This window comes from Cryobacterium sp. M91 (assembly GCF_002929615.1).
Taxonomy (GTDB): Bacteria; Actinomycetota; Actinomycetes; order Actinomycetales; family Microbacteriaceae; genus Cryobacterium; species Cryobacterium levicorallinum.
Window position 1 is genome coordinate 27,793 of sequence record NZ_PJJT01000071.1, and the last position, 23,807, is coordinate 51,599.

The following is a 23,807-nucleotide window of genomic DNA, read 5'->3' on the forward strand; positions in this document are numbered from 1 at the left end:
GAAGTATTGAAGTTGCTGCCGATCGTGGATGACCTCGCCCGGAGCATCAGCATCGTTGACGTCTGAGCGCTCTCACGGCGGTTTCAAGGCTGGGGCCTCCGTAGACTGGTCGGGTGGTAGCCAGTCAAGTGCATCTCGTGCGTCACGGTGAGGTCTTTAACCCCGAACGCGTGCTCTACGGACGGCTGCCGAACTACCGGTTGTCCGAGCAGGGTGTGCTCATGGCCGCCACCGCCGCCGCCGAACTGGTCGAGCGCGGCCGCCCGGTTGTGCGCGTGATCGCTTCGCCGCTGCAGCGAGCGCAGGAATCGGCCGCACCGATCGCCGCCGCCTTTGGGCTGCCGGTCGACAGCGAGGAACGCATTATCGAACCGACCAACGCATTCGAAGGCAAGCGGATGCGCGGTTCAGACGGCGCGCTGCGCGACCCCCGCAACTGGCCGGCTTTGGTCAACCCGCTCCGGCCGAGCTGGGGCGAACCGTTTCGGGCTGTCTCGAAGCGGATGCTCGCGGCGATCGATGACGCCTGGAACTCGGTCGACGAGGGCGATGTTGTGCTGGTCAGCCACCAGCTGCCGATCTGGATGGTGCACCGCTCCCTCGCCCATGAACGACTCGCCCACGACCCGCGCAACCGGCGGTGCGATCTGTCGAGCATCACGACGCTGTCATGGCGCGGCGACCACTTCGCTGAAACCGGTTATGCCAGCCCGGCCGCAGAACTTCTCGATCCGAGCAACGACGTGGGTGCCGTATGAGCCGCGTGAAGAGTCGCCGGGTCGCCCCGCTGTTGGCCGGTCTCGCCGCAGCCGCATTGTTGCTCGCCGGCTGCTCCTCTGACCCGCTCGCCGAGCAGTACCGCGAGGGCTCGAGCAAGGGCTTCATCGCCGGCGACGGCAGCGTCACCGAGATCCCCCTCGAAAGCCGCGGCGAGGCCATCGAGTTCTCCGGCGTGACCGAGACCGGTGAAACAGTCACCAGCGCCGACAAGCTTGGCGAGGTTCTGGTCGTCAATTTCTGGTACGCGAGCTGCGCGCCGTGCCGGGCCGAGGCATCCGATCTGCAAAGCATCAACGCGCAATTCGAAAATGAGGGCGCGAGTTTTCTCGGAGTCAACGTGCGGGACCAGGCGCCAAACGCGATCGCGTTCAACGAGACCTACAGCGTGACGTACCCCTCGGTGCTCGACGTCGACACCGGCGCCATGCAGCTCGCCTTCAGCGGCAGCATCCCGCCGAACGCGGTGCCCACCACACTCGTGCTCGACGCCGAAGGCCGGGTTGCCGCCCGCATTCTCGGCCAGGTCACCTCGCCCTCCATTCTGGAAACCCTGATTCGCGACACGATCGCGGAGACTGGCGCGATCATTGATAGCGGCACCGGCGAGTGAACAATCCCTTCGGAGAGATCGTCTTCAGCGGGCAGCTGCTCTTCGCTATTCCCATCGCGCTCCTGGCCGGGCTGGTGTCGTTCGCCTCCCCGTGCATTTTGCCGCTCGTACCCGGCTACCTCGCCTACATCGGCGGCTTCACCGACGGGCGCACCGGAACCTCCAAACGGGATCGGCGCGGCCGCAACCGGCTGCTGGCCGGGGTCGGCCTGTTCGTGCTCGGCTTCACCGTGGTGTTCGTGCTCACCGGCGTCGTTTTCGGCGCGGCCGGATTCTGGCTCAACTCCTACCGCGACCTGATCACCCGGATCGCCGGCGTCGTGGTCATTCTGCTCGGCCTGGTCTTCGTCGGCCAGTTCGGTGCGATGCAGCGCACCATCAAAACCAGTTGGCGCCCCAAGATGGGCCTGGCCGGAGCGCCCCTGCTCGGCGCGGTGTTCGCGGTCGGCTGGACGCCGTGCACCGGCCCGACCCTCACCGCCATCAACTCCCTCAGCCTTGGCACCGGCTCACCCTGGCAGGGCGGTCTGCTCGCGTTGTTCTATTCCCTCGGCCTCGGTATTCCGTTCCTGTTGATCGCCCTCGGCCTCAACTGGGCCACCGGATCGGTCGCATTCCTGAAACGGCATATACGTGCCATCAACCTGTTCGGCGGCGTTTTGCTCGTCGTTATCGGAGTCCTCATGGTGACCGGCATCTGGAATGCCTGGCTCCTCGACCTGCAAGGGGTGATTGGCAGCTTTGTCCCGGCCATCTGACCACTACGATTCCCGCCCGCAGACACCGGGGGTCGTGCAGCCCAAGCTCGGCCTGACCGGCTGGCTGCGCTGGTTCTGGCGTCAGCTCACGAGTATGCGCACCGCCCTGTTTCTGCTGCTGATGCTCGCCATCGCCGCCATTCCCGGATCGCTAGTGCCGCAGCGCAGCTCAGACCCGAACGGCGTCACCCAGTACTTTGCCGACAACCCCGACCTGGCACCGGTCCTCGACCAGCTGCAAGCCTTCGACGTGTACACCTCGGCCTGGTTCTCGGCGATCTACCTGCTGCTGTTCATCTCGCTCATCGGCTGCGTCATTCCGCGCACCAAACACCATTTTCTGGCCCTGCGCGCGAAGCCGCCGACCACTCCGGCCCGGCTCTCCCGCCTGTCGGGTTTCATCGAGCATGACGCGCCGGCTGAAACGGATGCCTCCGCCGCCATCACCCACGCCCGCACCCTTCTGAAATCCAGCGGCTACCGCGTCGCTCGGTTCGAGGCTGAGGGGGAGTCATCGGTCTCGGCCGAACGCGGCTACCTGCGCGAGACCGGGAACCTGATCTTTCACGGCGCCCTGGTAGGCGTTCTGGTCACCGTCGGATTCGGCGGCGGCTACGGCTTCAGCGGCCAGCGCGTGCTGGTCGAAGGCCAGACTTTCGTGAACACGCTGCTCGCGTACGACTCCTTCAACCCTGGACGTTTCTTCGACGACGGAACCCTCGACCCCTACACCCTGAGCCTCGACGACTTCGCGGTGGCCTACGAGCAGCTCAACCTGCAGGCCTACGGCCAGCCGATCGACTTCACCGCCGACGTGACCGTTACTCCCAAGGGCGCAGAAGCGGAGCCCAGCGTGGTTAAGGTCAATGGGCCGCTGCGCACGAATGGCACGAGCATCTACCTGCTCGGCAACGGCTACGCACCGACCATTCAGGTCACGGCCCCCGACGGCACCGTGGTGTTCTCCGATTCGGTACCGTTTCTGCCGCAGGACGCCAACCTCACCTCGCTCGGCATCGTCAAGGTGCCAGACGGTCTGGCCGAACAGCTCGGCATGATCGGTTTCTTCTATCCCACCCAGGACAAGGCCGAGTCCGGGGCGAACTTCTCCAGCTACCCCGACCTCGAGTATCCGTTGCTCACCCTGAACGTGTACACCGGCGACCTCGGTCTCGATGACGGCGTACCGACATCCGTTTATGCCCTCGTCACCGACGATCTGACCCAGCAGAACGGCGGCACCACCGGTGTCGACTCGATCGAACTCAAGCCGGGCGAGTCCACCGAGCTGCCGAATGACCTCGGCACGGTCAGCTTCATCGACAACGACCCGGCAGCCTCGGCTGCCGGCGATCTCAAGCAGTCGGTTCCGCGCTTTGCCAGCTTCGACATTCACCACGATCCGACCCAGATCTGGCTGATCTCCTTCTCCGCACTCGTGCTGTTCGGCCTGTTCACCGGACTGCTCGTGCCGCGTCGCCGAGTCTGGGTGAAGGCGACCACGCGTGCCGATGGAACGGTTCACCTCGAATATGCCGGCCTCGCCCGTGGTGACGACCCAGCCCTCGGCAGCGCCGTCACGGCCCTGGCCGACCGACATCTGAAACTGCTCAAGTCCCACCAACCCATCGTCGCCACCCCCGAAACGACTTAGGCTTAGATCGTGAATCTGACTGACCCCGCACTGCTCAACTCGTACTCGCTCTACGCGCTGTATTCGGCGATGGGCGTCTACGCCCTCGCTTTCATCGCCTTCGCGATCGACCTCGCCCGCCGCTCGAGCGCGGTCGGCGTGATCGAGGCGACCGACCTGGTGGAAACGGATGCCGCTGCTTCGGCCGGCGCCGCAGCATCCGCTGGCGGTACCCGCACCCTTGAGCGACCGGCCCTGAAACGGCCGGTGCTGTCCCGCCTCAGCGCGCGGATGGACAACGATGCGGCCATGCCCTACGGTCGCTCGTCGAGCCTACGAGTGGGCGTCTCGCTCACCGTGCTCGCCTGGGCACTCCACCTCGTGGCAACCGTTATGCGCGGTTTCGCCGCCGACCGGGTGCCGTGGGCGAACATGTACGAATTCGCCATGACCGGAACCCTGCTCATCATGACGGTGTTTCTGCTCGTGCTGGTGCGCTCGGACCTGCGTTTTCTGGGAACCTTCGTCACCGGCCTCGTGCTCGTGCTGCTCGGAATTGCCGCCCTGCAGTTCTACGTCGAGGTCGCCCCGCTGCCGCCGGCGCTGCAGTCGGCCTGGCTGGTGATCCACGTTTTCGTGGCGTCCCTCGGCACCGGAATGTTCGCGCTCGGTTTCGCCCTGTCGACCGTTCAGCTGTTGCAGTCGCGGCGGGAGAACCACGTGCTCGAGGGAGCTGCCGCGCCGCGCGGGGCGATCGCATCCGCTCTGCGCCTGCGTTTTCTGGCCACGCTGCCGTCGTCAGTGACGCTGGAGAATCTGTCCTACCGCATCAATATCGTCGGCTTCATTTTGTGGACCTTCACCCTGATGGCCGGCTCGATCTGGGCCGAACAGGCCTGGGGCCGCTACTGGGGCTGGGACACCAAAGAGGTCTGGACTTTCATCATCTGGGTCATCTACGCCGGCTACATCCACGCCCGTGCGACCCGCGGCTGGCGCGGATCACGCTCGGCCTGGCTGTCGATCATCGGCTTCAGCGCCGTCATGTTCAACTTCGGCATCGTCAACGTGTTCTTCAAGGGCCTGCACGCCTACTCCGGCCTGTAGCCCGCAGTCATTCGAAAGCGGGTAAACGGTTGCTTCAGCCCGTCTGAATCAACCTTTCACCCGCTTTCGCCATTCGGTTGCGCGCTATCCGGCGGCGAGGAGCGCGTGGGTGTGCGCGAGGCGCGCCAGCCACCAGTCACGGCGCTCCGGACTGGCCGCGTGCTGCGTAAGCAGAGCAGGGTCGGGGGCGACCCGGCGCACCGGAATCGCGCCGTCGACCGGGAGCAGAGGGTGGGTCGTGACGTCCTCGGCCAGCAGCGAGGCCGTGCCCAGCCCGCAGTCGAAGTACAAGCCGGGAACGGATGCGGCCAGGTGGGCGCCCATGGACAGCCCGACCGAGGTGTCGAGGGCGCTGGAGACGACGACCGGAAGGCCGGTCTGGCCGATGATCGACAGGGCGGCGCGAATGCCGCCGAGTGGCTGCGCCTTGATCACCAGGATGTCGGCGGCGCCGGCCCTCGCCACGGCGAGTGGGTCGCTGCTCTTGCGCACGCTCTCGTCGGCGGCGATCGGCACGCTCAGGTATGTCGTGCGCTGGCGAATCTCAGCCAGTTCCGGCACGGTCAGGCAGGGCTGCTCGACGTATTCGAGATCAAAGGCGCTCAGGGCGTGAATGGCATGCTCAGCCTCATCCACGTTCCACAGTCCGTTCGCATCGATCCGGATGCGTCCCTCCGGGCCGAGCACGCGGCGCACCTCGGCGACCCGGGCGACATCGTCGGCCAGAGTCTGATCGGGGCTGGCCACCTTCACCTTGGCTGTGCGGCAGCCGGGAAAACGGGCGAGCACTTCGGCGACCTTGTCGGCGGAGACGGCGGGCACGGTGGCGTTGACCGGAATGCTCGTGCGCAGCGGGTGCGGCGAGTCCTGCCAGCCGAAATCAATCGCGGCCCGCAGCCAGTTGACTGCCTCAGCGTCGTCGTATTCGACGAAGGGAGAAAACTCCGTCCAGCCCTGCGGCCCCTCGAACAGCAGCGCTTCCCGGCTGTCCAGGCCTCGAAACCGGTCGAACAGTTTCAGGGAGACGACGTGCGCGGAACCGAGAAGCTCTTCCAAGGGGGGGACCGTGGCATCCAGTGAGGTCATCATGGATCCAGTCTGGCAGCCTCCGGCTGGGTAGTTGGTCAGAGCGAATCCTGATAGAGGTCATCGCCCTCCTGATCGTGGTCGATGCCGTTCGGCTTGACATTGACCAGGGCGACCGCGATTCCGGGGGCGATGAGCAGATAGGCGTCTTCGAACCGGCCCTCCCCGCTGTTTACCCGCAACCAGTACGGCAGCCCGGCAGCGATGGCGCCGTCGATCTCCACCTGGATCGACTCGACCGAACGGCCGCCGAGGGAATAGGGCTTGCCGCCATAGACGATGTCGATGCGGTTCATGGTTCGTCCTTCGAGCTCAGTGGCGCGAACGGGGAGCGAGGTTTTGGAACGATTTGCAGGCCGCCGGAGGAGTTGGCCGTGGCCATGAGCGCCTCGATCCACTCGCGGTTCAGGGTGGGGGAGCGGCTGCCGAAATATTTGTATGCGATTGGGATGCCGGGGTGCAGCCAGATGGTGCTCCGCCCGTTGCCCGCCTGCGGGTCATCGCGCCAGGTGAAATAGAACGATTCGCTGCGCCGAAGCTTGGCTCCGACGACCACCTGGATATGCGCCAGAACTCGATCGTCGAAGTCCGCGGTGAGGATCGAGTCGTAGGTCAGCTTTCCCATGTCTCGCTCCAGCTCGCGTGCATTCGGTTGATCCTGACCCCGCTAGTCGCGCAGGTAGTGCTCCAGCCGGGGCACGTGCAGAAGAGCCAGGGCGCGTTTCTCGATTTGCCGCACGCGTTCCCGGGTGACGCCCTCGATGTGGGCGATCTGGTCGAGGGTACGGGGCTCGTTGCCGTCGAGGCCGAACCGGGCCCGCAGAATGGAGCGTTCTCGGGGCGGCAGTGTTTCCAGAAAGAAGCGGATGTCCGCGGCACGCAGGGTCAGGGTGGCGTGCTCGTCGGGCTGGGGCAAGTCGTCGTCGATGATGAGTTCAGCCATATCGCCGGCGCCATCACCGACCGGGGTGTGCAGGGAGATCGGTTCGTTGTCGTACTGCAGCAGCCGCAGCACATCGCGCACTGGAAGCTGCGCGGCCTCACCGATCTCGCGTGCTGTCGGGTCGCGGTCGAGCACGCTCGTGAGATCACGACGGATCCGCTTGATCTTATTCAGCTTCTCGGCCGTGTGCACCGGGATGCGGATCATGCGCGATTTGTCGGCCATGCCGCGGTGGATGGCCTGGCGGATCCACCAGGTGGCGTAGGTGGAGAACTTGTAGCCGGTCATGAAGTCATACTTTTCGACCGCACGCACCAGACCCATATTGCCGTCCTGAACGAGGTCCATGATGGGCACCCCGCGACCGGAATAGTGTTTGGCGATGCTGACGACCAAGCGCAGGTTGGCCTCGATGAACTGGTTCTTGGCGCGGCGCCCGTCTTGCCCGAGCCAGGCCAGGTCCCGATGCTCCACCGAATCGCGCGGGATGGCATCGCCGTCCCGCAGCAGTCGAGCCTCAGCGAACAGACCCACCTCGATGCGGCGCGCCAGATCAACCTCCTGCTCGGCGTTGAGCAGAGTCCCCTTGCCGATGCGGCGCAGGTAATCGCCGAAGGCATCCGTTGATGCGGCGCTGTAGCTGGCCGATGCCGCGGCGCGGCGCGGCGCGGCATTCGCTGCCGGGCGCGGCAGCGAAGCGGCGTTGGTGTTTCTCTCAACAGTCGTCGTCATGAGCGCTTGCCCCCGCACTGGCTGCTGCTGTCTGTGATATTCATGGCCACCTCCCCGTGTATTCCAAGTCTTTAGTACACCCCCGAAGAGGGGTGGCGATCAAGGGCTTGACATATTGTTTGGTAAAGATTACCTGAGGTTATTTCGTCTTTACAACCGTGGGTATTACGAGTTGGTGAAGCCGCAAGCTGCGCGTCCGCCCCCGTAGGCTGACAGCATGAGCGAACAGGTATCCGAAATCTTCGATGCGAGCCGATGGAAGGCCGTTGCCGGCTTTGAAGACCTCACCGATCTGACCTACCACCAGGATCTGAGCGGCCGAATCGCCCGCATCGCCTTTGACCGGCCCGAGGTGCGCAACGCCTTTCGCCCCCGCACGGTCGACGAGTTGTTCAGCGCTTTGGAAGACGCCCGGCTGAACTCGAAAATCGGCGTCGTTCTGCTCACCGGCAATGGCCCGAGTGCCAAGGACGGCGGCTGGGCCTTCTGCTCCGGTGGCGATCAGCGCATCCGCGGCCGGGACGGCTACAAATACTCCGAGGGCGAGACGGCAGCGGGCATCGACCGCGGACGCGCCGGACGCCTGCATATTCTGGAAGTGCAGCGTCTCATCCGCTTCATGCCCAAGGTCGTCATCGCGGTCATACCCGGCTGGGCGGCTGGCGGCGGGCACTCCCTGCACGTGGTCTGCGACCTCAGTATCGCCAGCGCCGAACACGGCAAATTCAAGCAAACGGATGCCGATGTCGGCTCCTTCGACGCCGGTTACGGCAGCGCCTACTTCGCCCGCCAGGTCGGCCAGAAAGCCGCCCGCGAGGTGTTCTTTCTGGCTCGCGAATACTCGGCCCAGCGTGCGCTCGAGATGGGCGCGATCAACGCCGTCGTGCCGCACACCGAACTCGAAACCGTGGCACTGGACTGGGCTCGAGAGATTCTGACCAAGTCGCCCACCGCGATTCGCATGCTCAAGTTCGCCTTCAACGCCGTCGACGACGGGCTGGTCGGCCAGCAGGTGTTCGCCGGCGAGGCCACCCGCCTCGCTTATGGCACCGATGAAGCCGTCGAGGGCCGGGACTCCTTCCTGGAGAAGCGTGAACCGGACTGGTCGCCGTACCCGTGGCAGTACTGACGTGAGGCCGCTGCTCGCGGTCGCGCCGGAGCATCCGCTCGACTTTTTGGCCGTGCTGCGAAACGCGCTCGCCGGCAGCGGGCCGGCCGTGCTGCCGCTGTCGACCGATCGGGCTGCGGGAATGCCGGTCCTCGGCGACGTGCCGAAGCGGGTCGCCGTGGTGATCGAGACCTCCGGGTCGACGGGGGCGCCGAAACGGGCCATGCTCGCCACCAATGCGCTGCTGGCCGGTGCCGCGGCGTCGGCGGTCGCCCTCGGTGGACCGGGGCAGTGGCTGCTGGCCCTTCCGGTGCACTACATCGCTGGGGTGCAGGTGCTGGTGCGCTCGATCGCCGCCGAGACCACCCCGATCGTGCTACCGCCTGGCCACTTCGATCCGCAGAATTTTCTTCGTCTGGCCGAGACCATGACCGAGCCGCTGCGCTACACCGCGCTGGTTCCGGTGCAGTTGGCCCGGCTGCTCGACGCATCGGAGGACCCGGCCCTGCTGGCCGTGCTGCGGCGCTTCACCGCGATTTTGGTCGGCGGGCAGGCCATCCGACCCGAGCTCATCGCGCGGGCGGCCGAACTGGAGGTGCGGGTCGTGCGCACCTATGGATCGTCGGAGACGGCCGGTGGGTGCGTCTACGACGGGGTTCCGATCGGGGACACCCTTGTGCGTCTCGTCGACGGGCAGCTCGAGCTGTCGGGCGCGGTGCTCGCCGAGGGGTACCTCGACGATGCCGCGCGCACCGCTGACCGGTTCATCGTGGAGCAGGGGGTGCGCTGGTACCGCACCGGCGACCTCGGCGAGGTCGATCCCCTGAGCGGTCGCGTCACGGTGCTCGGCCGGGCCGACAACGTGATCATCTCCGGCGGCGAGAAGGTGTCCCTCGATGCCGTCGAACGGATCGTGCGGTCCTGTGTGGGCTTCGAGACGGCGATTGTGCTCGGTGGCGATGATGCCCAATGGGGCCAGGTGCCGGTTCTGGTGGTGGCCGGGCCGGAAGGCGCGGCGGCGGATCTGGCTGTCGTGGGGGCATCCGTTGTGACGCTGCTGGGGCGTGCCGCCAGGCCCGCGCGCGTCGTGCGAGTGGAGCGGATCCCGCTGCTGGCCTCGGGTAAGCCCGACCGGGTGGCGTTGGCCAGTATTGTGTTGGCCGGTACTGTGTTGGCCAGTTCTGTGTTGGCCAGTCCTGGGCCAACAAGTAGCATGGTGGCGTGGCACAAGGAGCTCGGCCGGTCAGGCCCAAACAACAAAGACTGAACCCTGCGGCGACGCTGGCGGGTGCCGCTTCCGGTGGTAAGACCAACGGCAAGTCAGGCCATCCAGCCTTCAAAAACGTACCGCGCAAGGGGCCCGCCGCGGTCACGCCAGCCACGGCCGTAGACTGGATCGCCGGTGCGCGCCTGCGCACCCTGCCGCTCGCCATCGCTCCTGTGCTGCTCGGCACCGGAGCCGCCATCGTCGCGGCCGGCCCCGGCGTCTACCACCCGGTGCGCGCGCTGCTCGCCCTCGCGGTGGCCCTGCTGCTGCAGATCGGCGTCAACTACGCCAACGACTATTCCGACGGCATTCGCGGCACCGACGCTTTTCGGGTCGGCCCGGCCCGACTGACCGGCGGCGGCGTTGCCAACCCCCGTACCGTGCTGCGCGTCGCCCTGGTCTTCTTCGGCCTCGCCGCCGTGGCCGGTCTGACCCTCGTCATTCTGACCCAGTACTGGTGGCTGCTGCTCGTCGGCGTCGTCGCCCTGTTGGCGGCCTGGTTCTACACCGGTGGCAGGAAGCCCTACGGCTACCTCGGCCTCGGCGAACTCTTCGTGTTCGTCTTCTTCGGGCTCGTCGCCACCGCCGGCACCACCTACGTGCAGGTCGGCGACTTCACGACCGAGAGCGTGCTCGGCGGTGTGGCGATGGGACTGATCGCCTGTGCCGTGCTCATGGTCAACAACCTGCGGGACATCGTGCCCGACAAGGCCGCCGGCAAGCGCACCCTCGCGGTGCGCATCGGCCGCACGGCTTCCCGGGTCGTCTTCTGCGTCTTCCTGCTGCTGCCGTTCGTGATCGCCGGACTGTTCAGCCTGGTTTATCCGCTCGGGATCTTCACGTTCTTCGTGCTGCTGCTGGCGCTGCCGGCCTGCCTCATTACGGTCACCGCGACGTCGGCCAGGGAACTCCTCCTTGCGCTGAAGCTGACCAGCCTCGCGGCGCTGGCCTACGGGCTGCTACTGGGACTTGCTTTCGCGTTCTGAGTTGGTGGTTTCTTCGGCATTCAGCGCCTGGTCCTCGACCTCAGAATCCGGGTTTACCGGCTCCTTGCCGGGGTGCCGCGCCTGGTACAGGTCACGCGCCACGCTCTCGCGGGACTTGCCGAGAAACAGGTAGGACAGGCACAGGCCGAGCATGGCAGCGATGACGGCCGCAGCCCAGGGCCAGAAACCGAGGGAGAGCAGGATCGCCAGCGGTACGGCAAACATCAGCACGCGCATCACGGAGTAGTACAGCCAGGGGGCCACGAATTTCATGAGCCAAGTTTAGAACGCCGCGCCTGAGCATCCGCACATGTCTCTCACGGCCAAGCGCCATAGAATCAAGACATGCCCAAGCTCTTGATAGGACTAGGACTGGCCCTGGTCATTCTCACGGTCTACACCCTCGTAGACTGCGCCGTCTTCGACCGCAAACGCATTCGAGGTTTGCCGCGCTGGGTGTGGATTTTCGTCATCGTTCTGGTACCGCTGATCGGCCCGCTGCTCTGGCTGCTGGTCGGCCACGGACGCTCCACGCCCACCACCCGGTCGTACCGATCGGTCGCTCCCGATGACGACCTCGATTTTCTGCGCGGCCTGAACGGCGGCGGCGTTGCCACAGCAACCGGCGAAAACCGGCCATTCAACGAGAAAGACCAGCAGGAGCGCATCCGTCGGATGGAGCAGGACCTCGCCGATCTCGACAAGAACGATCCGACACCGGGCAATGGTACCGGCGTAGACCCGAAGAAGAAGAAGAAGAAGGAACCGGGCGAAGGCGAGCAGCCTGGCCGTCGGGATGCCTGAGCCGTTCAACGGTAGCCCGGCGACCGATTTTAGTTTCTCCCTTCTAAACGAATTTATACGTCTCGGGCTGCGCGACCTCGTGCTCTGTCCCGGTGCGCGTTCGCAGGCGCTCGCGCTGGCCGCGGCCGAGCTGGAACGGGCCGGCGGTATCCACTTGCATGTGCGCACCGATGAACGCAGCGCCGGCTTTCTCGCGCTCGGCCTTGCGCTCGAGACCGGTCGGCCCGCCCTTGTCGTCGTGACGTCGGGCACGGCCGTGGCCAATTTGCACCCGGCCGTGCTCGAAGCGCACCACGCCGGGGTGCCGATGATCCTGCTGACGGCCGATCGTCCGGCCGAGCTGCGCGGCATCCGTTCAAACCAAACCACCGTGCAGCCCGGCATCTTCGGCGTCGCCACCCGACTGTGCCTTGACGTTCCGGCGCCGGTCGGCGAACCCGACGAGACCGGCATTGCCCAAGCGTTGGCCCGCCAAGCGACGGATGCCGCCACCGGCGAAGGCACCGCCGCACCCGGCCCGGTGCAACTGAATCTGGCGTTTCGGGAGCCGTTGTCGGCCGCGCTTCCTGCTGGATTGCCGAGGGTGACTCCGGCTGCCCCCGTTGCACCTGCCGTCTCGACCGACGGCCCGACCATGCTGCTCGCCCCTGGACCACGCACGGTTGTCGTTGCCGGCGATGGCGCCGGTCCGGAGGCCGAAGAACTCGCCCACGCCGGGGGCTGGCCGCTGCTGGCCGAAGTGTCCAGCGGGGCTCGGTTCGGCCCGAACCTGATTGTGCACTATCGCGAGCTGCTTGGCGCCGTGGATCTGGGCGGCGAGGTCGAGCGCGTGATCGTGTTCGGCCACCCCACGCTCAGTCGAGAAATTCCCGCCCTCATTGAACGCCCCGGTGTGGAGACAATTGTGGTCGCCCCGACCGGAATCGAGTGGTGTAATCCCGGCCGCTCCGCGCGCGCCTTCACCCGCTCGATTGGACCGGATGCTTCGTGCGCTGCGGCCGCGCGCACCCCGGCCGGTCGGGCGTGGCTGGGGCGCTGGGTGATGACCAGCCGGGCCCTCGCCGAGGCGGCGGCCGATGAGGGCCGGGCCCCGATCGACAAACGCGGCATCACCCGCGCCGAGCTGGCCGTGCTGCGGGCACCGCTGACCCGGGCGCTGCTCGTCGACGCGGTGTGGCGGGCGTCGTGGCCGCACGACCGGCTCGTACTCGGTGCCTCCCGGCTCATTCGGGAGGCGGACAAGCGCGTTCCCGGCAAGAAGATCACCGTGCTGGCGAACCGCGGGCTGGCCGGAATCGACGGCACCATTGCGACGGCGCTCGGAGTGGCGCTGGCCAGCCAGGCCGAACCGGAACCGCGTTCGGTCGGAGTGACACGGGTGCTAATGGGCGACCTGACGTTTCTGCACGACGTTGGCTCGCTGTTGCTCGCTCCCGGCGAACCGCGGCCGCGGCTGCAGGTCATTGTCGGAGTCGACGGCGGCGGCAGCATCTTCGACGGCCTCGAGGTCGCGGCAACGGCCCCGGTCGAGGCGATGGAACGGGTGCTGTACACGCCGCGCAGCGTCGACCTTCAAGCCCTCGCTGCTGCCTATGGCTGGGAGTACGAGGTCGCAGCCACGCGGGCCGACCTGGAGCGCGCCCTCACCGGTGCCCCGACCGGTCCGGCCATCCTCAAGGTTCCGCTCGTTCGCTGAGTCTGTGTCGCGCGGGGCTCGGCTGCCGCGAGCTAGCCGAAGGCCTCGACGATCGGTCGAAACTTCATCTTCGTCTCGGCAAGCTCGCGGTCGGGGTCGGAGTCCAGCACGATGCCGCAGCCGGCGTAGGCGGTAATGCCGCCCTCGGGGGCGACTTGGGCGCAGCGCAGGGCGATCGCCCATTCACCGTCGCCGTCGGCGCCGACCCAGCCGACCGGCCCGGCGTAGCGGCCGCGGTCGAACGGTTCGAGCTCGCGAATGAGGTTCAGGGCTTCGAGAGTCGGCGTTCCGGCGACCGCGGCCGTCGGATGCAACGCAGCGATCAGGTCGAGCGAGGTCGACCCGTCGCTCAGCGTGCCCTCGAGGTCGGTCGCGAGATGCCACAGGTTCGGCAGCTTCACCGTGAACGGAATCTCACTGGTCGCGAGCACCGAGGTGTGCGGGCGCAGCGACTTGAGCACGCTCTGCACGGCGAACTCGTGCTCGTCGCCGTCCTTCGACGAGGTCGCCAGGGTCAGGGCCGCCTCGCGGTCGTCTTCGGCATCCGCTCCCCGCGAGATCGTGCCGGCCAGCACCCGGGCATTGACCGAGCCGTGGTCGGCGCGAATGAGGGTTTCCGGGCTCGACCCGATGAGGCCGTCGACGGCGTAGGTCCAGCAGTCCGGGTAGCCGAGCGCGAGCTTGCTGATGGCGCGACGCAGGTCGGACTCGGCCGGCACTCGCCCGACCAGGTCGCGGGCGAGCACGACCTTGTTGACCTGTTGCGCGCGAATGCGTTCGATGCCGGAGCTGACCGCGGTGCGAAAGTCTGCGGGGGGTAACGCTCCCGGGAGCAGCGCGATGCGATACTCGTCGCCGAGCGGATGCAGCGCGAGCGGGTTCGCGCCGGCGCTCTGGCCGGTCACGTGAATGCGCGTCACCCAGCACTGGCCGTCTTCGCGGCCGACGATGATCTCGGGCACGATCAGCACGCTGGTCTGCGCGGAGGACTCGTCGAAGGCGAACGCACCGAATGCCAGCAGCCCGGTGCCGGTGCGGGCCAGCGGGTCGGTCACGGTGGCCAGCGCGACGACTTGTTTCCACGCCGCCGCAGCATCCGTCATGCGGGTCGGGCCGGAGAATTCGAGCCGCAGCGCGCAGCCGATGCCGGCCAAACCCTGGTTGCGACGCATCCAGAGCAGGGGCGTGCGGCCATCGAGCAGCAGGATCAGTTGGCGGATATCGGCTATCGGGGAGGTTTCGACCGTCAAGGCCTGCACATTCACTTCTGTAGCCTACGCCCGCGCCGCTGCTCCTATACGAACGCGTACCCCGGCAACCATGCAGTTTCGCCCCGCCCGCGCGACCTAGAATGATGGGGTGAATAGAGCAGACCTGAACAAACGGCCCGCGCAGGTGGCTGCCATGTTCGACGAGGTGGCCGCCCACTATGACCGCACAAATGCGTTGCTGTCGGTCGGCAACGCGTCGCTCTGGCGCCTCGCCACCACCAAGGCCGTCAACCCGCAGGCGGGGGAGCGCATTCTGGACATCGCCGCCGGCACCGGAACGTCCAGCGCAGCCCTCGCCCACAGTGGCGCCCACGTCGTCGCCGCCGACTTCTCGGCCGGCATGATCGAGGTCGGCAAGACCCGTCACGCGCACAACCCGAACATCGAATTCGTGCAGGCCGACGCCACGGCGCTTCCCTTCAAAGACAACGAATTCGACGCCGTCACCATCTCCTTCGGGCTGCGAAACGTGGTCGAACCGAAGAAGGCGCTCGCCGAGTTCTACCGGGTGACCAAGCCCGGCGGTCGCGTCGTCATCTGCGAGTTCTCGACCCCGCCGCTCACGCTCGTGCGCCAGAGCTATTTCGCCTACCTCAACCACGTGATGCCGCGGGTCGTGCGGCTCGCCTCGTCGAACGCCGAGGCCTACGACTACCTGGGGGAGTCCATCGCGGCCTGGCCGACCCAGCCGGTATTAAGCGGATGGCTGCGCTCGGCCGGCTACTCCAGCGTCGCCTACCGCAATCTCACGCTCGGCATCGTGGCGCTGCACCGTGGAACCAAATCCTGATCAACTCGATAGGCTGACTTACGTGAAATCCAGAGCCCCCGTGATCCGACGCAGCGCGTCGGTGACTAGCCAGGCGGGCCTCGGCGATCGTATCTTCTCGACTTCCGCCGATCGTGGCCTGGCCGCGAACATCGATTCCGGCATTGAACAGGTCGAAGACGCCCTGCTCGCCGAACTGGTCTACGCCAACGAGATCGCCACGGTCACCAGCCGCTACCTGCTCAACGCGGGCGGCAAACGGGTGCGTCCCATGCTTGCGCTGCTCACCGCGCACCTGGGCGAGGGCATTGTGCCCGACGTGGTCACCGCTTCGACGGCCATCGAACTGACTCACCTCGCCTCGCTCTACCACGACGACGTAATGGACGATGCCGACAAACGTCGCGGCGTACCGAGCGCCCAAACGGTGTGGGGCAACTCCATCGCTATCCTCACCGGGGACCTGTTGTTTGCCCGTGCCAGTCAGCTGATGGCCCGGCTCGGTGAGCGCGCCATCAAGCTGCAGGCGACCACCTTCGAGCGCCTCGTGATGGGCCAGTTTCAGGAGACGGTCGGCCCGCGCGCCGGCGACGACCCGGTCGAGCATTACATTCAGGTGCTCGCCGGCAAAACCGGCTCGCTCATCGCGGCAGCCGCGCAGGGCGGGGTGGTGTTTTCCAACGCTCCGGCCGAGTTCGAGCAGCCCGTCGTCGACTTCGGCGAGAAGATCGGCGTGGCCTTTCAGCTCATCGACGATGTGCTCGACCTGTCGCCGCAGCCGCAGGAGACCGGCAAGGTGCCGGGAACGGACCTCCGGGCGGGAGTGGTGACGTTGCCGCTGCTTCGGTTGCGGGAACGCGCCGTGAGCGATGGGGCATCCGCTGATCTGCTGCAGCGACTCGAACGCGACGTCATGTCGGCCGGCGCTGAACAGGGTGAGGCTGCCGATGCGGCCATCACCGCGCTGCGCGAGCACGCCGTCACCGCCGAAACCCTCGCCGAGGCGCACGGCTGGGCCCGCGACGCGGTAGCTGCCCTCGCCCCGCTGCCGAAGGGCTCGGTTAAGAAAGCTCTCACCCGATTCGCCGAGACCATCGTCGAGCGCTCCAGCTAGAGCGTGTTGGGGCTTGCCCCGACTGCTCGCGCAGTAAGGAAACTTCCGTGACCAAATTGAGACTGGCTATCGTCGGCGCAGGCCCGGCCGGCATCTACGCCGCCGATATTCTGCTCAAGGCTGAGCGCAACTTTGAGGTCTCGATCGACCTGTTCGACCACCTTCCCGCGCCGTATGGGCTGGTGCGCTACGGCGTCGCGCCCGACCACCCGCGCATCAAGGGCATCATCACCGCCCTGCGCGGGGTGCTCGACAGCGGCGATATTCGCGTGTTTGGCAACGTGCGGTTCGGTGTCGATATCACCCTCGACGACCTCAAGAAGCACTACAACGCGGTCATCTTCGCGACCGGGGCCGTGCAGGACGCCGACCTCAACATTCCCGGCGCCTCGCTCGACGGTTCCTACGGCGCAGCCGACTTCGTCAGCTGGTTCGACGGTCACCCCGATGTGCCGCGCACCTGGCCGCTCGAGGCGCGCGAGATCGCCGTGATCGGCAACGGCAACGTGGCCCTCGACGTGTCCCGCATGCTGATCAAGCACGCCGAGGACCTGCTTCCGACCGAGATTCCCGGAAATGTGTACGACGGGCTCGCGGCGTCACCGGTGACCGACGTGCACGTGTTTGGGCGCCGCGGGCCGACATCCGTTAAATTCACGCCGCTTGAGCTGCGCGAGATCGGCGAGTTGAACGACGTCGACATGATCGTCTACGACGAGGACTTCGACTACGACGAAGCCGCCAAGGATGCCGTCGCGAGCAACAAGCAGGTTTTCGTGATCGACAAGACGCTGAACGCGTGGCGCGCCCGCGAGACCGGCACGGCCAGCCGCCGCCTGCACCTGCACTTCTTCGCCAAGCCGGTCGAGGTCGTCGATGACGGCACCGGCCGGGTGGCTGCGTTTCGCTGGGAACGCACCATAACGGATGCCGCCGGCGGCGTCGTCGGCACCGGTGAGATTCGCGAGATCCCGGTTCAGGCCGTGTACCGGGCGGTCGGCTACTTCGGGTCGGAGCTGGCCGACGTGCCGTTCGACAAGAAGCGCGGTGTGATTCCCAACCGCGAGGGTCAGGTGCTGCGGCGTGACCCCTCGGCCGGGACCGGCGGGCTGTTCAACCAGCAGATGTACGGCGTCTACGCGACCGGCTGGATCAAGCGCGGGCCCGTCGGCCTGATCGGCCATACCAAAAGCGACGCGATGGAAACCATCAAGCACCTGATCAATGACCTCGGGAACTGGTGGCGGCCCGAGTCGCCGTCGGAGGAGAGCATCGTGGCGCTGCTCTCCGATCGCGGCGTGCGCTACACCGGACTTGACGGCTGGCACAACCTGGACCAGCACGAGCTCGCGCTCGGTGAGGCGGCCGGCCGCATCCGCATTAAGGTCGTCGATCGCGACGAAATGGTCGCGGTCTCCCGCGCGGAGTAGCCCGCGCCGCCCCTCTCTTCTGACCGGGCCCGGGCCCGGAAACCGGGCCCATGATCCATCATGGGCCCGGTTCCATAAGGTGGGCCCGGCGACCAAAATGGTGCGGGAGGTGCGGGAGGTGCGGGAGGTGTGGGCGCGCGGCTAGCGGAAGTTCGTGAACTGCAGGGCCACGTCGAGGTCCTTGCCCTTGAGTAGGGCCATGACCGCTTGCAGGTCGTCGCGGCTCTTCGAGCTGACCCGCAGTTCGTCGCCCTGAATCTGACTCTTGACGCCCTTGGGCCCCTCATCGCGAATGATCTTGCTGATCTTCTTCGCGTTCTCCTGGTCGATCCCGGCCTTCATCGACGTCTCGATGCGGTACTCCTTGCCGGAGGCGAACGGCTCGCCGGCATCGAGGCTGCGCAGGGAGATGCCGCGCTTGATCAGCTTGGACTCGAACACCTCGAGGATCGCCTTGACGCGCTCCTCGGTGTTCGCCTTCATGAGCACCTTCTCGCCGCTCATCGCGATCGAGGCCCCCACGTTCTTGAAGTCGTAGCGCTGCGCGACTTCCTTGTGCGCCTGGTTGAGGGCGTTGTCGACCTCCATCGGGTCGACCTTGCTGACGATGTCGAACGTTGAATCTGCCATTCCCCCATGGTATCTGACCCGCGAGAGCGCACGAAGTGCGCGATTAGGCACTCCAAACGCGCTCTCGCGTTACTGATAGGCGTTTGATAGGCCACGGATGCCTCGGGCATAGACAGCGTCCTTAGGTTCGTTGTAGCGGCACAGGGAACAACGTGCCGAAGGTGAATATCTGAGGAGAACAATGAAGCTGCGCACACGCATCCGTCAAATGAAAGCCTGGTGGTGGGTGCTCAGCGGCGGCGTCATCGTGCTCGCCCTGATCGGCGGCGGGGCCTGGTGGTTCATTGCCGCCCAGCCGACCAGCGCCGAGGCCACCCCGGCCACCCAGACCGTTGCCGCGAGTCTCGAGACCATGCAACAGAGCGTCACGGTGAGCGGCACCCTCACCCCGACCGTGCAGGAGGAGGTGTCCTTCGCGGCATCCGGAAACGTCACCGGGGTGAACGTGGCCGCCGGAACGGTGGTCTCGGCGGGCGACGTGCTCGCTACCGTCGACACCCTCACCGTCGACGCCGAGCTGCTCGCGGCCCGCGCCACCCTCGCCTCCGCTGCAGCGAAACTGGCCGACAGCGAGGATGCGAGTGACACAAGCACGGCCGACCTGGCCCAGATCGCCGCCAACGAGGCCAGCGTGACCACGGCACAGAACGGTGTCGATGAGGCCCTGGCCGCGCAAGCTGCCGTCACACTCACCGCGCCGGTCGCCGGACTCATCACCGTGGTCAACGTCGCCGTCGGCGAGGCCGTCTCGGGCGGAAGCACGACCGACGGCGCAGCGGGCGGCGGCGCAGCGGCCGGAACGGCGGAAACCGGCGCCGGCGCGACGACCACCGCCAGCAGCGCCGCCTTCACCATCGTCGGCACCGACTCCTGGACCGTCGACTTCACCGTCGGTGAAACGGATGCCGCCCTCATCGCGGCCGATAACCAGGTCGAATTGGCGCTCGATGACGGCACTGAGTTTTTCGGCACCGTCTCCGAGGTCGGCCTGCTGCCCGCAACGAGCACCGGTGTGGCCGCCTACCCGGTCGTCGTCGTGGTCACCGGATCCACTGAGGGCCTCTATGACGGCGTCGCGGTGACCGCGGACATCGTGTACGAACGCCGCACCGACGTGCTGACTGTGGCCAGCGCCGCTGTGACCAGCGTGGATGGGGCATCCGTTGTGACCGTACTGGACGCCGACGGTAACGAGGTCTCGACGCCGGTCACCGTCGGGGCCACGATCGGCGACCTCACCGAGATCACCGAGGGACTCGCCGAGGGCGACGAGGTCGTCATGGCATCCTTCACCCCCGGCAGCGGCAGCGGCAACACCGGCACCGACCGCACCGGCATGATGCCCCCCGGCGACTTTCCGGCCGGTCAGATGCCCGGAGGTCCCGACAATGGGTGAGCAGTCGAAATCGGATACCCCGGTCATCGAATTGCGTAACGCCGGCAAGACCTACCGCTCCGGCAGCATCGAATTCGAAGCGCTCACGGGCATCGACCTCGCCATTCATGAGGGCGAATACGTCGCCATCATGGGGCCATCGGGGTCGGGAAAGTCCACGATCATGAACATTCTCGGCTGCCTCGACACCCTCAGCCGCGGCGAATACCGCCTCGGCGGCACCGACGTGAACGATCTCGACGAGGTCGAACTCGCCGAGATTCGCAACCGCCAGATCGGGTTCGTGTTTCAGGGCTTTAATCTGCTGTCGTCGCTGACGGCCTGGCGCAACGTGGAATTGCCGCTGATCTATGGGGGAGTGCCGCGGCACGAGCGCAAAGCCCGCGCCGAGCAGGCGCTCGACCGGGTCGGTCTCGGTGACCGGTTCGAGAACCGGCCGGGCGAGCTCTCCGGCGGACAGCAGCAGCGCGTGGCCGTGGCCCGCGCCCTGGTCGGTGAGCCGACCATGATTCTGGCCGATGAACCGACCGGAAACCTCGACTCGGTGTCGACCCAGGACGTGCTCGCCCTATTCGACGAACTGCACGCCCGCGGCCGCACCATCGTGCTCATCACGCACGAGCTCGAGGTCGCCCGCCGGGCCGCCCGCATTGTCTGGGTGCGCGACGGCGAAATTCTCCGGGACGAACTGACCGAGGAGGTTGCCGCATGAGCTGGCTCGAATCCTTCCGCACCAGCTGGAGCGCTGTCTACTCGCACGCACTGCGGTCGATCCTTACGGTGCTCGGAATTCTGATCGGAATCGCCGCCGTCATCCTCACCGTCGGCCTCGGCCTCGGCACCCAGAAAGACGTCAGCGCGCAGATCAGTTCGCTCGGCAGCAACCTGCTGATCATCGCCCCCGGCAGCAGCACCGACACCGCCGGCCTGCGCGGCGGCTTCGGCTCGACTTCGACGCTGACCATAGCGGATGCGCAGGCGCTTACGTCGAGCGTTAACGCTCCCGATATTTCCGCGGTCGCCGCCGAAAAGACCCTGTCGCTGTCGCTCGAAGCGAATGATACGAACTGGACGACATCCGTTACCGGCACGACCACCTCGTGGCTGGACGTGCGCGCCCGCACTCTCAGCATGGGCGCGTTCATCAGTGACGACGACGAGGAAACCTCGGCCGCGGTCGTGGTGCTCGGCCCTGAGACCGCCGACGAACTATTCGGCACCCAGCGGGTGGTCGGCCAGTCCGTGGTGATCAGCGACAAAACGTTCCAGGTGATCGGGGTGCTCGACTCCGCCGGGTCGGATTCCTCGGGCAACCTCGACGATATGGCCATCGTGCCGTTCTCGACCGCGGCGAGCGCGCTGGTCGGCGGCACCGAAAGTTCCGCCGTGTCGACCATCTACCTGCAGGCCGCCAGCGACACTCAGCTTTCCGCCGCGTATCAGGAGGCCGAAACCCTGTTGCTGAACCTGCACTCGATCACCGACAGCACGGCCGCCGACTTCACCATCAGCAGCCCGGACGCCCTGGTGAGCACCGCAATGGCCGTTTACGAGACGCTCACGATTCTGCTCACCGGCGTCGCGGCGCTGTCCTTGCTGGTCGGCGGCATCGGCGTCATGAACATTATGCTCGTCTCGGTCTCGGAGCGCACCCGCGAGATCGGCCTCCGCAAGGCCCTCGGGGCGCCGCCGGGCGCCATCCGCCGGCAGTTTCTGATCGAGGCGGCCATTCTCGGCCTCAGCGGCGGACTGCTCGGCGCGATACTCGGGGTCACCGCGGCCCTGCTGTTGCCGGGTGTGATCGGCAGCTCGATCGTCGTCTCGCCGGCCGCGGTCGGGCTCTCCATCGGCGTCGCCATCGTGATCGGCCTGAGCTTCGGCGTCTACCCCGCAGCTCGGGCCGCCCGCCTCGCTCCCATTGACGCCCTGCGCAGTGAATAACTTCCATGCTTTCGAACGAAATGAGACCACTGACATGATGAAACTCAAGCGCCGGGCGGCATTCGCGGGCGGGGCGCTCGCCCTCGGCGGCGTGCTGCTGCTCTCGGGCTGCGCCGGCACCGACGGCACGGCGGCCGCGGCCAGCACGACGGACACGTCAACGGAACAGCAAGCCAGGGTCGCGCCCGGCCTTACCGGCGAGATCGCGGCTCTGACCGGGCAAACCTTTCAGCTGCAGGACAGTGATTCCCAGACCGCGGTGACCTATTCCGACGCCACGACCTTCACCTCGACGCTCGCCGCGACACTGGCCGACGTCAGCGTTGGCCAGTGCGTGAATCTGTCGAGTGCGGCAGCGGCCGACGGCACGGATGCCGCAACCGTCCCGACGAGCGTCGCCGTCACCGACGCGGTCGACGGCGCATGCGCGTCGGGCCTGGGCGAACTGGGTGGCGGTGGCATGCCCGGTGGCACGCCACCGACCGATATGCCGACCGATATGCCAACCGATCTGCCCGAGGATATGCCGATGGGTGCCGACGGGACCGCCCCGACTGGTATCCCGACCGATCTGCCAGCGGATGCCGGCGGCTTCGGTACCCGCACGACCGGCCTCGTCACCGCGGTCACCGCAACCGCCATCACGGTCGCTTCGACCGACGTTGACGGTGTGGTGGCGAGCGAAACGGTGACGGTCGACGACTCGACCAGCTACACCAAGACATCCGCTTCTGATGCGTCGGCGCTTGCGGTCGGACTGTGCGCGAGCGCCCAGGGCGAGGCCGACGACACCGGAAGCTTTGCAGCTAGTGCTGTCGCACTCTCGGTGACCGGCGACGACGGCTGCGTGAGCGCCATGGCCGGCCCCGGTGGCCGAATGGGTGGCGACGCAAATGAGTAAGCGCACCGCGACCAACACGAGCGCGGCGGCATCCGCTGTACAGCACCAGCCATCCGCGAAGAAGCTGCGGGCAGCCCGGCAGAAGCACCGGCGCTTGCTCGCTGTGGGAACGGTCACGGCCGTGCTCGTCGCCTCCGGCGGCGGCGTCGCTTACGCCCTGACCCGTGCCGAGGGCGGCGACTACCGAACGGTCGCAGCCGCGCTCGGTTCGGTCAGCGAATCGCTCGACCTGGTCGGGACCCTGGCCTCAGCCAGCCGCAGCGACGCATCGTTTTCGGTCGCCGGCACGGTGAGCAGCGTGGCCGTGAGCCTGCGCGATACGGTGACCGCCGGGCAGACCCTCGCCACCCTCGACGTTGCTAGCCTGAACGACGCGATCGCCGAGGCAGAGGCGAATATCGCGAGCGCCCAGCTCACTCTCGAGAGTGACCTCGACTCGCAGACGGCGACGAGCACGACGAGCACAGTGACAACGGATGCTGTGGCCACCTCGACGACGTCTGCTGCGTCGGGTGCCGGCGCTACCTCGGGGGCCTCCTCTGCTTCGACCTCTGCTTCGACCGGCGAGGTCTCGGCCGCTATGGCGGAAGCCGTCACGGCGGTCGGCGCCGCGCAAGCCGCCCTGCTTGCCCAGTACGACGTGGCCGTGACCGCGCTCGCCGCGACCGACGCCGCCATCGCGTGGACGACCGACGTTTGCCTGCCCTTCCTAGAGGCCGCGTTCGACGAGGCTGCGGCGGATGAGACCGCGGAAGCGACCGCGGATACGAATGCTGACACAACGGTGGATACGACGACGGACACGACCGCCGACACGACCGCCGACACGACCGCCGACACGACCG

The 23,807-nt window shown here is 66.8% G+C and carries 25 protein-coding genes; 18 read left to right on the forward strand and 7 right to left on the reverse strand.

All coding sequences use genetic code 11. The features are described from left to right. Positions 1–113: 113 nt before the first annotated feature. The 5 genes from CXY80_RS03600 (at position 114) to ccsB (ending at position 4,888) form a co-directional block, all read left to right on the forward strand. Positions 114–758: a histidine phosphatase family protein gene (locus tag CXY80_RS03600; protein ID WP_104131641.1), complete on the forward strand. Its 645-nt coding sequence runs from the start codon at positions 114–116 to the stop codon at positions 756–758. Then, positions 755–1,390: a TlpA disulfide reductase family protein gene (locus CXY80_RS03605; protein ID WP_092448429.1), complete on the forward strand. Its 636-nt coding sequence runs from the start codon at positions 755–757 to the stop codon at positions 1,388–1,390. The genes CXY80_RS03600 and CXY80_RS03605 overlap by 4 nt, the downstream gene beginning before the upstream one ends. After that, on the forward strand, positions 1,387–2,148 hold the full coding sequence (locus CXY80_RS03610; RefSeq protein ID WP_092448428.1) for a cytochrome c biogenesis CcdA family protein: 762 nt from the start codon (positions 1,387–1,389) through the stop codon (positions 2,146–2,148). The genes CXY80_RS03605 and CXY80_RS03610 overlap by 4 nt, the downstream gene beginning before the upstream one ends. After that, the gene (locus CXY80_RS03615; RefSeq protein WP_104131642.1) at positions 2,132–3,802 is read left to right on the forward strand and encodes a cytochrome c biogenesis protein ResB; all 1,671 of its coding nucleotides are present in this window, start codon (positions 2,132–2,134) and stop codon (positions 3,800–3,802) included. Before CXY80_RS03610 ends, CXY80_RS03615 begins: the two co-directional genes overlap by 17 nt. 69 nt (positions 3,803–3,871) lie before the next feature. Next, entirely contained in the window at positions 3,872–4,888 is a 1,017-nt protein-coding gene (gene ccsB / locus CXY80_RS03620; protein WP_104131653.1) for a c-type cytochrome biogenesis protein CcsB, read from the forward strand. A gap of 84 nt (positions 4,889–4,972) precedes the next feature. Here the strand turns inward: ccsB and CXY80_RS03625 are convergent, their stop codons facing one another. Genes CXY80_RS03625 through CXY80_RS03640 form a run of 4 tightly spaced genes read right to left on the reverse strand, consistent with a single transcriptional unit; the run spans position 4,973 to position 7,649 of the window. Continuing rightward, positions 4,973–5,977 carry an o-succinylbenzoate synthase gene (locus tag CXY80_RS03625; protein ID WP_233194915.1) on the reverse strand — a complete coding sequence of 335 codons (1,005 nt, stop codon included), beginning with the start codon at positions 5,975–5,977 and terminating at the stop codon, positions 4,973–4,975. Between the two features lie 35 nt (positions 5,978–6,012). Then, on the reverse strand, positions 6,013–6,270 hold the full coding sequence (locus CXY80_RS03630) for a hypothetical protein (RefSeq protein ID WP_104131643.1): 258 nt from the start codon (positions 6,268–6,270) through the stop codon (positions 6,013–6,015). After that, complete coding sequence (locus tag CXY80_RS03635; RefSeq protein ID WP_104131644.1) at positions 6,267–6,599, reverse strand: ATP-dependent DNA ligase; 333 nt, start codon at positions 6,597–6,599, stop codon at positions 6,267–6,269. The genes CXY80_RS03630 and CXY80_RS03635 overlap by 4 nt, the downstream gene beginning before the upstream one ends. A 42-nt stretch (positions 6,600–6,641) precedes the next feature. Beyond that, the gene (locus CXY80_RS03640; RefSeq protein ID WP_092448424.1) at positions 6,642–7,649 is read right to left on the reverse strand and encodes an RNA polymerase sigma factor RpoD/SigA; all 1,008 of its coding nucleotides are present in this window, start codon (positions 7,647–7,649) and stop codon (positions 6,642–6,644) included. Positions 7,650–7,866: 217 nt separating this feature from the next. Between CXY80_RS03640 and CXY80_RS03645 the strand changes: the two genes are divergently transcribed. The 3 genes from CXY80_RS03645 to CXY80_RS03655 are packed head-to-tail and all read left to right on the forward strand — an operon-like array spanning position 7,867 to position 11,010. Next, positions 7,867–8,778, forward strand: a complete 912-nt coding sequence (locus CXY80_RS03645; RefSeq protein WP_104131645.1) for a 1,4-dihydroxy-2-naphthoyl-CoA synthase — start codon at positions 7,867–7,869, stop codon at positions 8,776–8,778. Position 8,779: 1 nt separating this feature from the next. Beyond that, positions 8,780–10,024 (forward strand): AMP-binding protein, encoded by a 1,245-nt coding sequence (locus CXY80_RS03650; protein WP_233194917.1) that lies wholly within the window; start codon positions 8,780–8,782, stop codon positions 10,022–10,024. Continuing rightward, a complete protein-coding gene (locus CXY80_RS03655; RefSeq protein WP_369828613.1) occupies positions 9,979–11,010 on the forward strand; it encodes a 1,4-dihydroxy-2-naphthoate polyprenyltransferase in 1,032 nt (343 codons plus the stop codon). The genes CXY80_RS03650 and CXY80_RS03655 overlap by 46 nt, the downstream gene beginning before the upstream one ends. Here the strand turns inward: CXY80_RS03655 and CXY80_RS03660 are convergent. Next, positions 10,984–11,283, reverse strand: coding sequence for a DUF4229 domain-containing protein (locus CXY80_RS03660; RefSeq protein ID WP_092448422.1), 300 nt, complete (start codon positions 11,281–11,283; stop codon positions 10,984–10,986). The genes CXY80_RS03655 and CXY80_RS03660 overlap by 27 nt on opposite strands. 72 nt (positions 11,284–11,355) lie before the next feature. Between CXY80_RS03660 and CXY80_RS03665 the strand changes: the two genes are divergently transcribed. Both CXY80_RS03665 and menD read left to right on the forward strand, forming a co-directional pair. Beyond that, positions 11,356–11,814 carry a PLD nuclease N-terminal domain-containing protein gene (locus CXY80_RS03665; protein ID WP_104131646.1) on the forward strand — a complete coding sequence of 153 codons (459 nt, stop codon included), beginning with the start codon at positions 11,356–11,358 and terminating at the stop codon, positions 11,812–11,814. Further along, the gene (gene menD / locus CXY80_RS03670) at positions 11,807–13,510 is read left to right on the forward strand and encodes a 2-succinyl-5-enolpyruvyl-6-hydroxy-3-cyclohexene-1-carboxylic-acid synthase (protein ID WP_104131647.1); all 1,704 of its coding nucleotides are present in this window, start codon (positions 11,807–11,809) and stop codon (positions 13,508–13,510) included. Before CXY80_RS03665 ends, menD begins: the two co-directional genes overlap by 8 nt. A gap of 32 nt (positions 13,511–13,542) precedes the next feature. Here menD and CXY80_RS03675 read toward each other — a convergent pair whose 3' ends face one another. Then, positions 13,543–14,775, reverse strand: coding sequence for an isochorismate synthase MenF (locus CXY80_RS03675; RefSeq protein WP_233194919.1), 1,233 nt, complete (start codon positions 14,773–14,775; stop codon positions 13,543–13,545). Positions 14,776–14,869: 94 nt separating this feature from the next. On the opposite strand from CXY80_RS03675, the gene ubiE reads away from it, so the two are divergent. Genes ubiE through CXY80_RS03690 form a run of 3 tightly spaced genes read left to right on the forward strand, consistent with a single transcriptional unit; the run spans position 14,870 to position 18,094 of the window. Continuing rightward, the gene (gene ubiE / locus CXY80_RS03680) at positions 14,870–15,571 is read left to right on the forward strand and encodes a bifunctional demethylmenaquinone methyltransferase/2-methoxy-6-polyprenyl-1,4-benzoquinol methylase UbiE (protein WP_104131648.1); all 702 of its coding nucleotides are present in this window, start codon (positions 14,870–14,872) and stop codon (positions 15,569–15,571) included. A gap of 22 nt (positions 15,572–15,593) precedes the next feature. Further along, positions 15,594–16,664: a polyprenyl synthetase family protein gene (locus CXY80_RS03685; RefSeq protein WP_233194921.1), complete on the forward strand. Its 1,071-nt coding sequence runs from the start codon at positions 15,594–15,596 to the stop codon at positions 16,662–16,664. 47 nt (positions 16,665–16,711) lie between these two features. Next, positions 16,712–18,094, forward strand: a complete 1,383-nt coding sequence (locus tag CXY80_RS03690) for an FAD-dependent oxidoreductase (protein ID WP_092448418.1) — start codon at positions 16,712–16,714, stop codon at positions 18,092–18,094. A 141-nt stretch (positions 18,095–18,235) separates the two neighbouring features. Here the strand turns inward: CXY80_RS03690 and CXY80_RS03695 are convergent, their stop codons facing one another. Then, the gene (locus tag CXY80_RS03695) at positions 18,236–18,724 is read right to left on the reverse strand and encodes a YajQ family cyclic di-GMP-binding protein (RefSeq protein ID WP_092448417.1); all 489 of its coding nucleotides are present in this window, start codon (positions 18,722–18,724) and stop codon (positions 18,236–18,238) included. Between the two features lie 181 nt (positions 18,725–18,905). On the opposite strand from CXY80_RS03695, the gene CXY80_RS03700 reads away from it, so the two are divergent. From CXY80_RS03700 to CXY80_RS03720, 5 genes are all read left to right on the forward strand, one after another. After that, positions 18,906–20,120 carry an efflux RND transporter periplasmic adaptor subunit gene (locus CXY80_RS03700; RefSeq protein WP_104131649.1) on the forward strand — a complete coding sequence of 405 codons (1,215 nt, stop codon included), beginning with the start codon at positions 18,906–18,908 and terminating at the stop codon, positions 20,118–20,120. Continuing rightward, on the forward strand, positions 20,113–20,832 hold the full coding sequence (locus tag CXY80_RS03705; RefSeq protein ID WP_092448415.1) for an ABC transporter ATP-binding protein: 720 nt from the start codon (positions 20,113–20,115) through the stop codon (positions 20,830–20,832). Before CXY80_RS03700 ends, CXY80_RS03705 begins: the two co-directional genes overlap by 8 nt. Then, entirely contained in the window at positions 20,829–22,061 is a 1,233-nt protein-coding gene (locus CXY80_RS03710) for an ABC transporter permease (protein ID WP_104131650.1), read from the forward strand. Before CXY80_RS03705 ends, CXY80_RS03710 begins: the two co-directional genes overlap by 4 nt. A 34-nt stretch (positions 22,062–22,095) precedes the next feature. Then, positions 22,096–22,962, forward strand: a complete 867-nt coding sequence (locus CXY80_RS03715; RefSeq protein WP_104131651.1) for a DUF5666 domain-containing protein — start codon at positions 22,096–22,098, stop codon at positions 22,960–22,962. Continuing rightward, a partial coding sequence (locus CXY80_RS03720) for a biotin/lipoyl-binding protein (protein WP_146070666.1) occupies positions 22,955–23,807 on the forward strand: 853 nt, incomplete at its 3' end. The genes CXY80_RS03715 and CXY80_RS03720, both read left to right, overlap by 8 nt.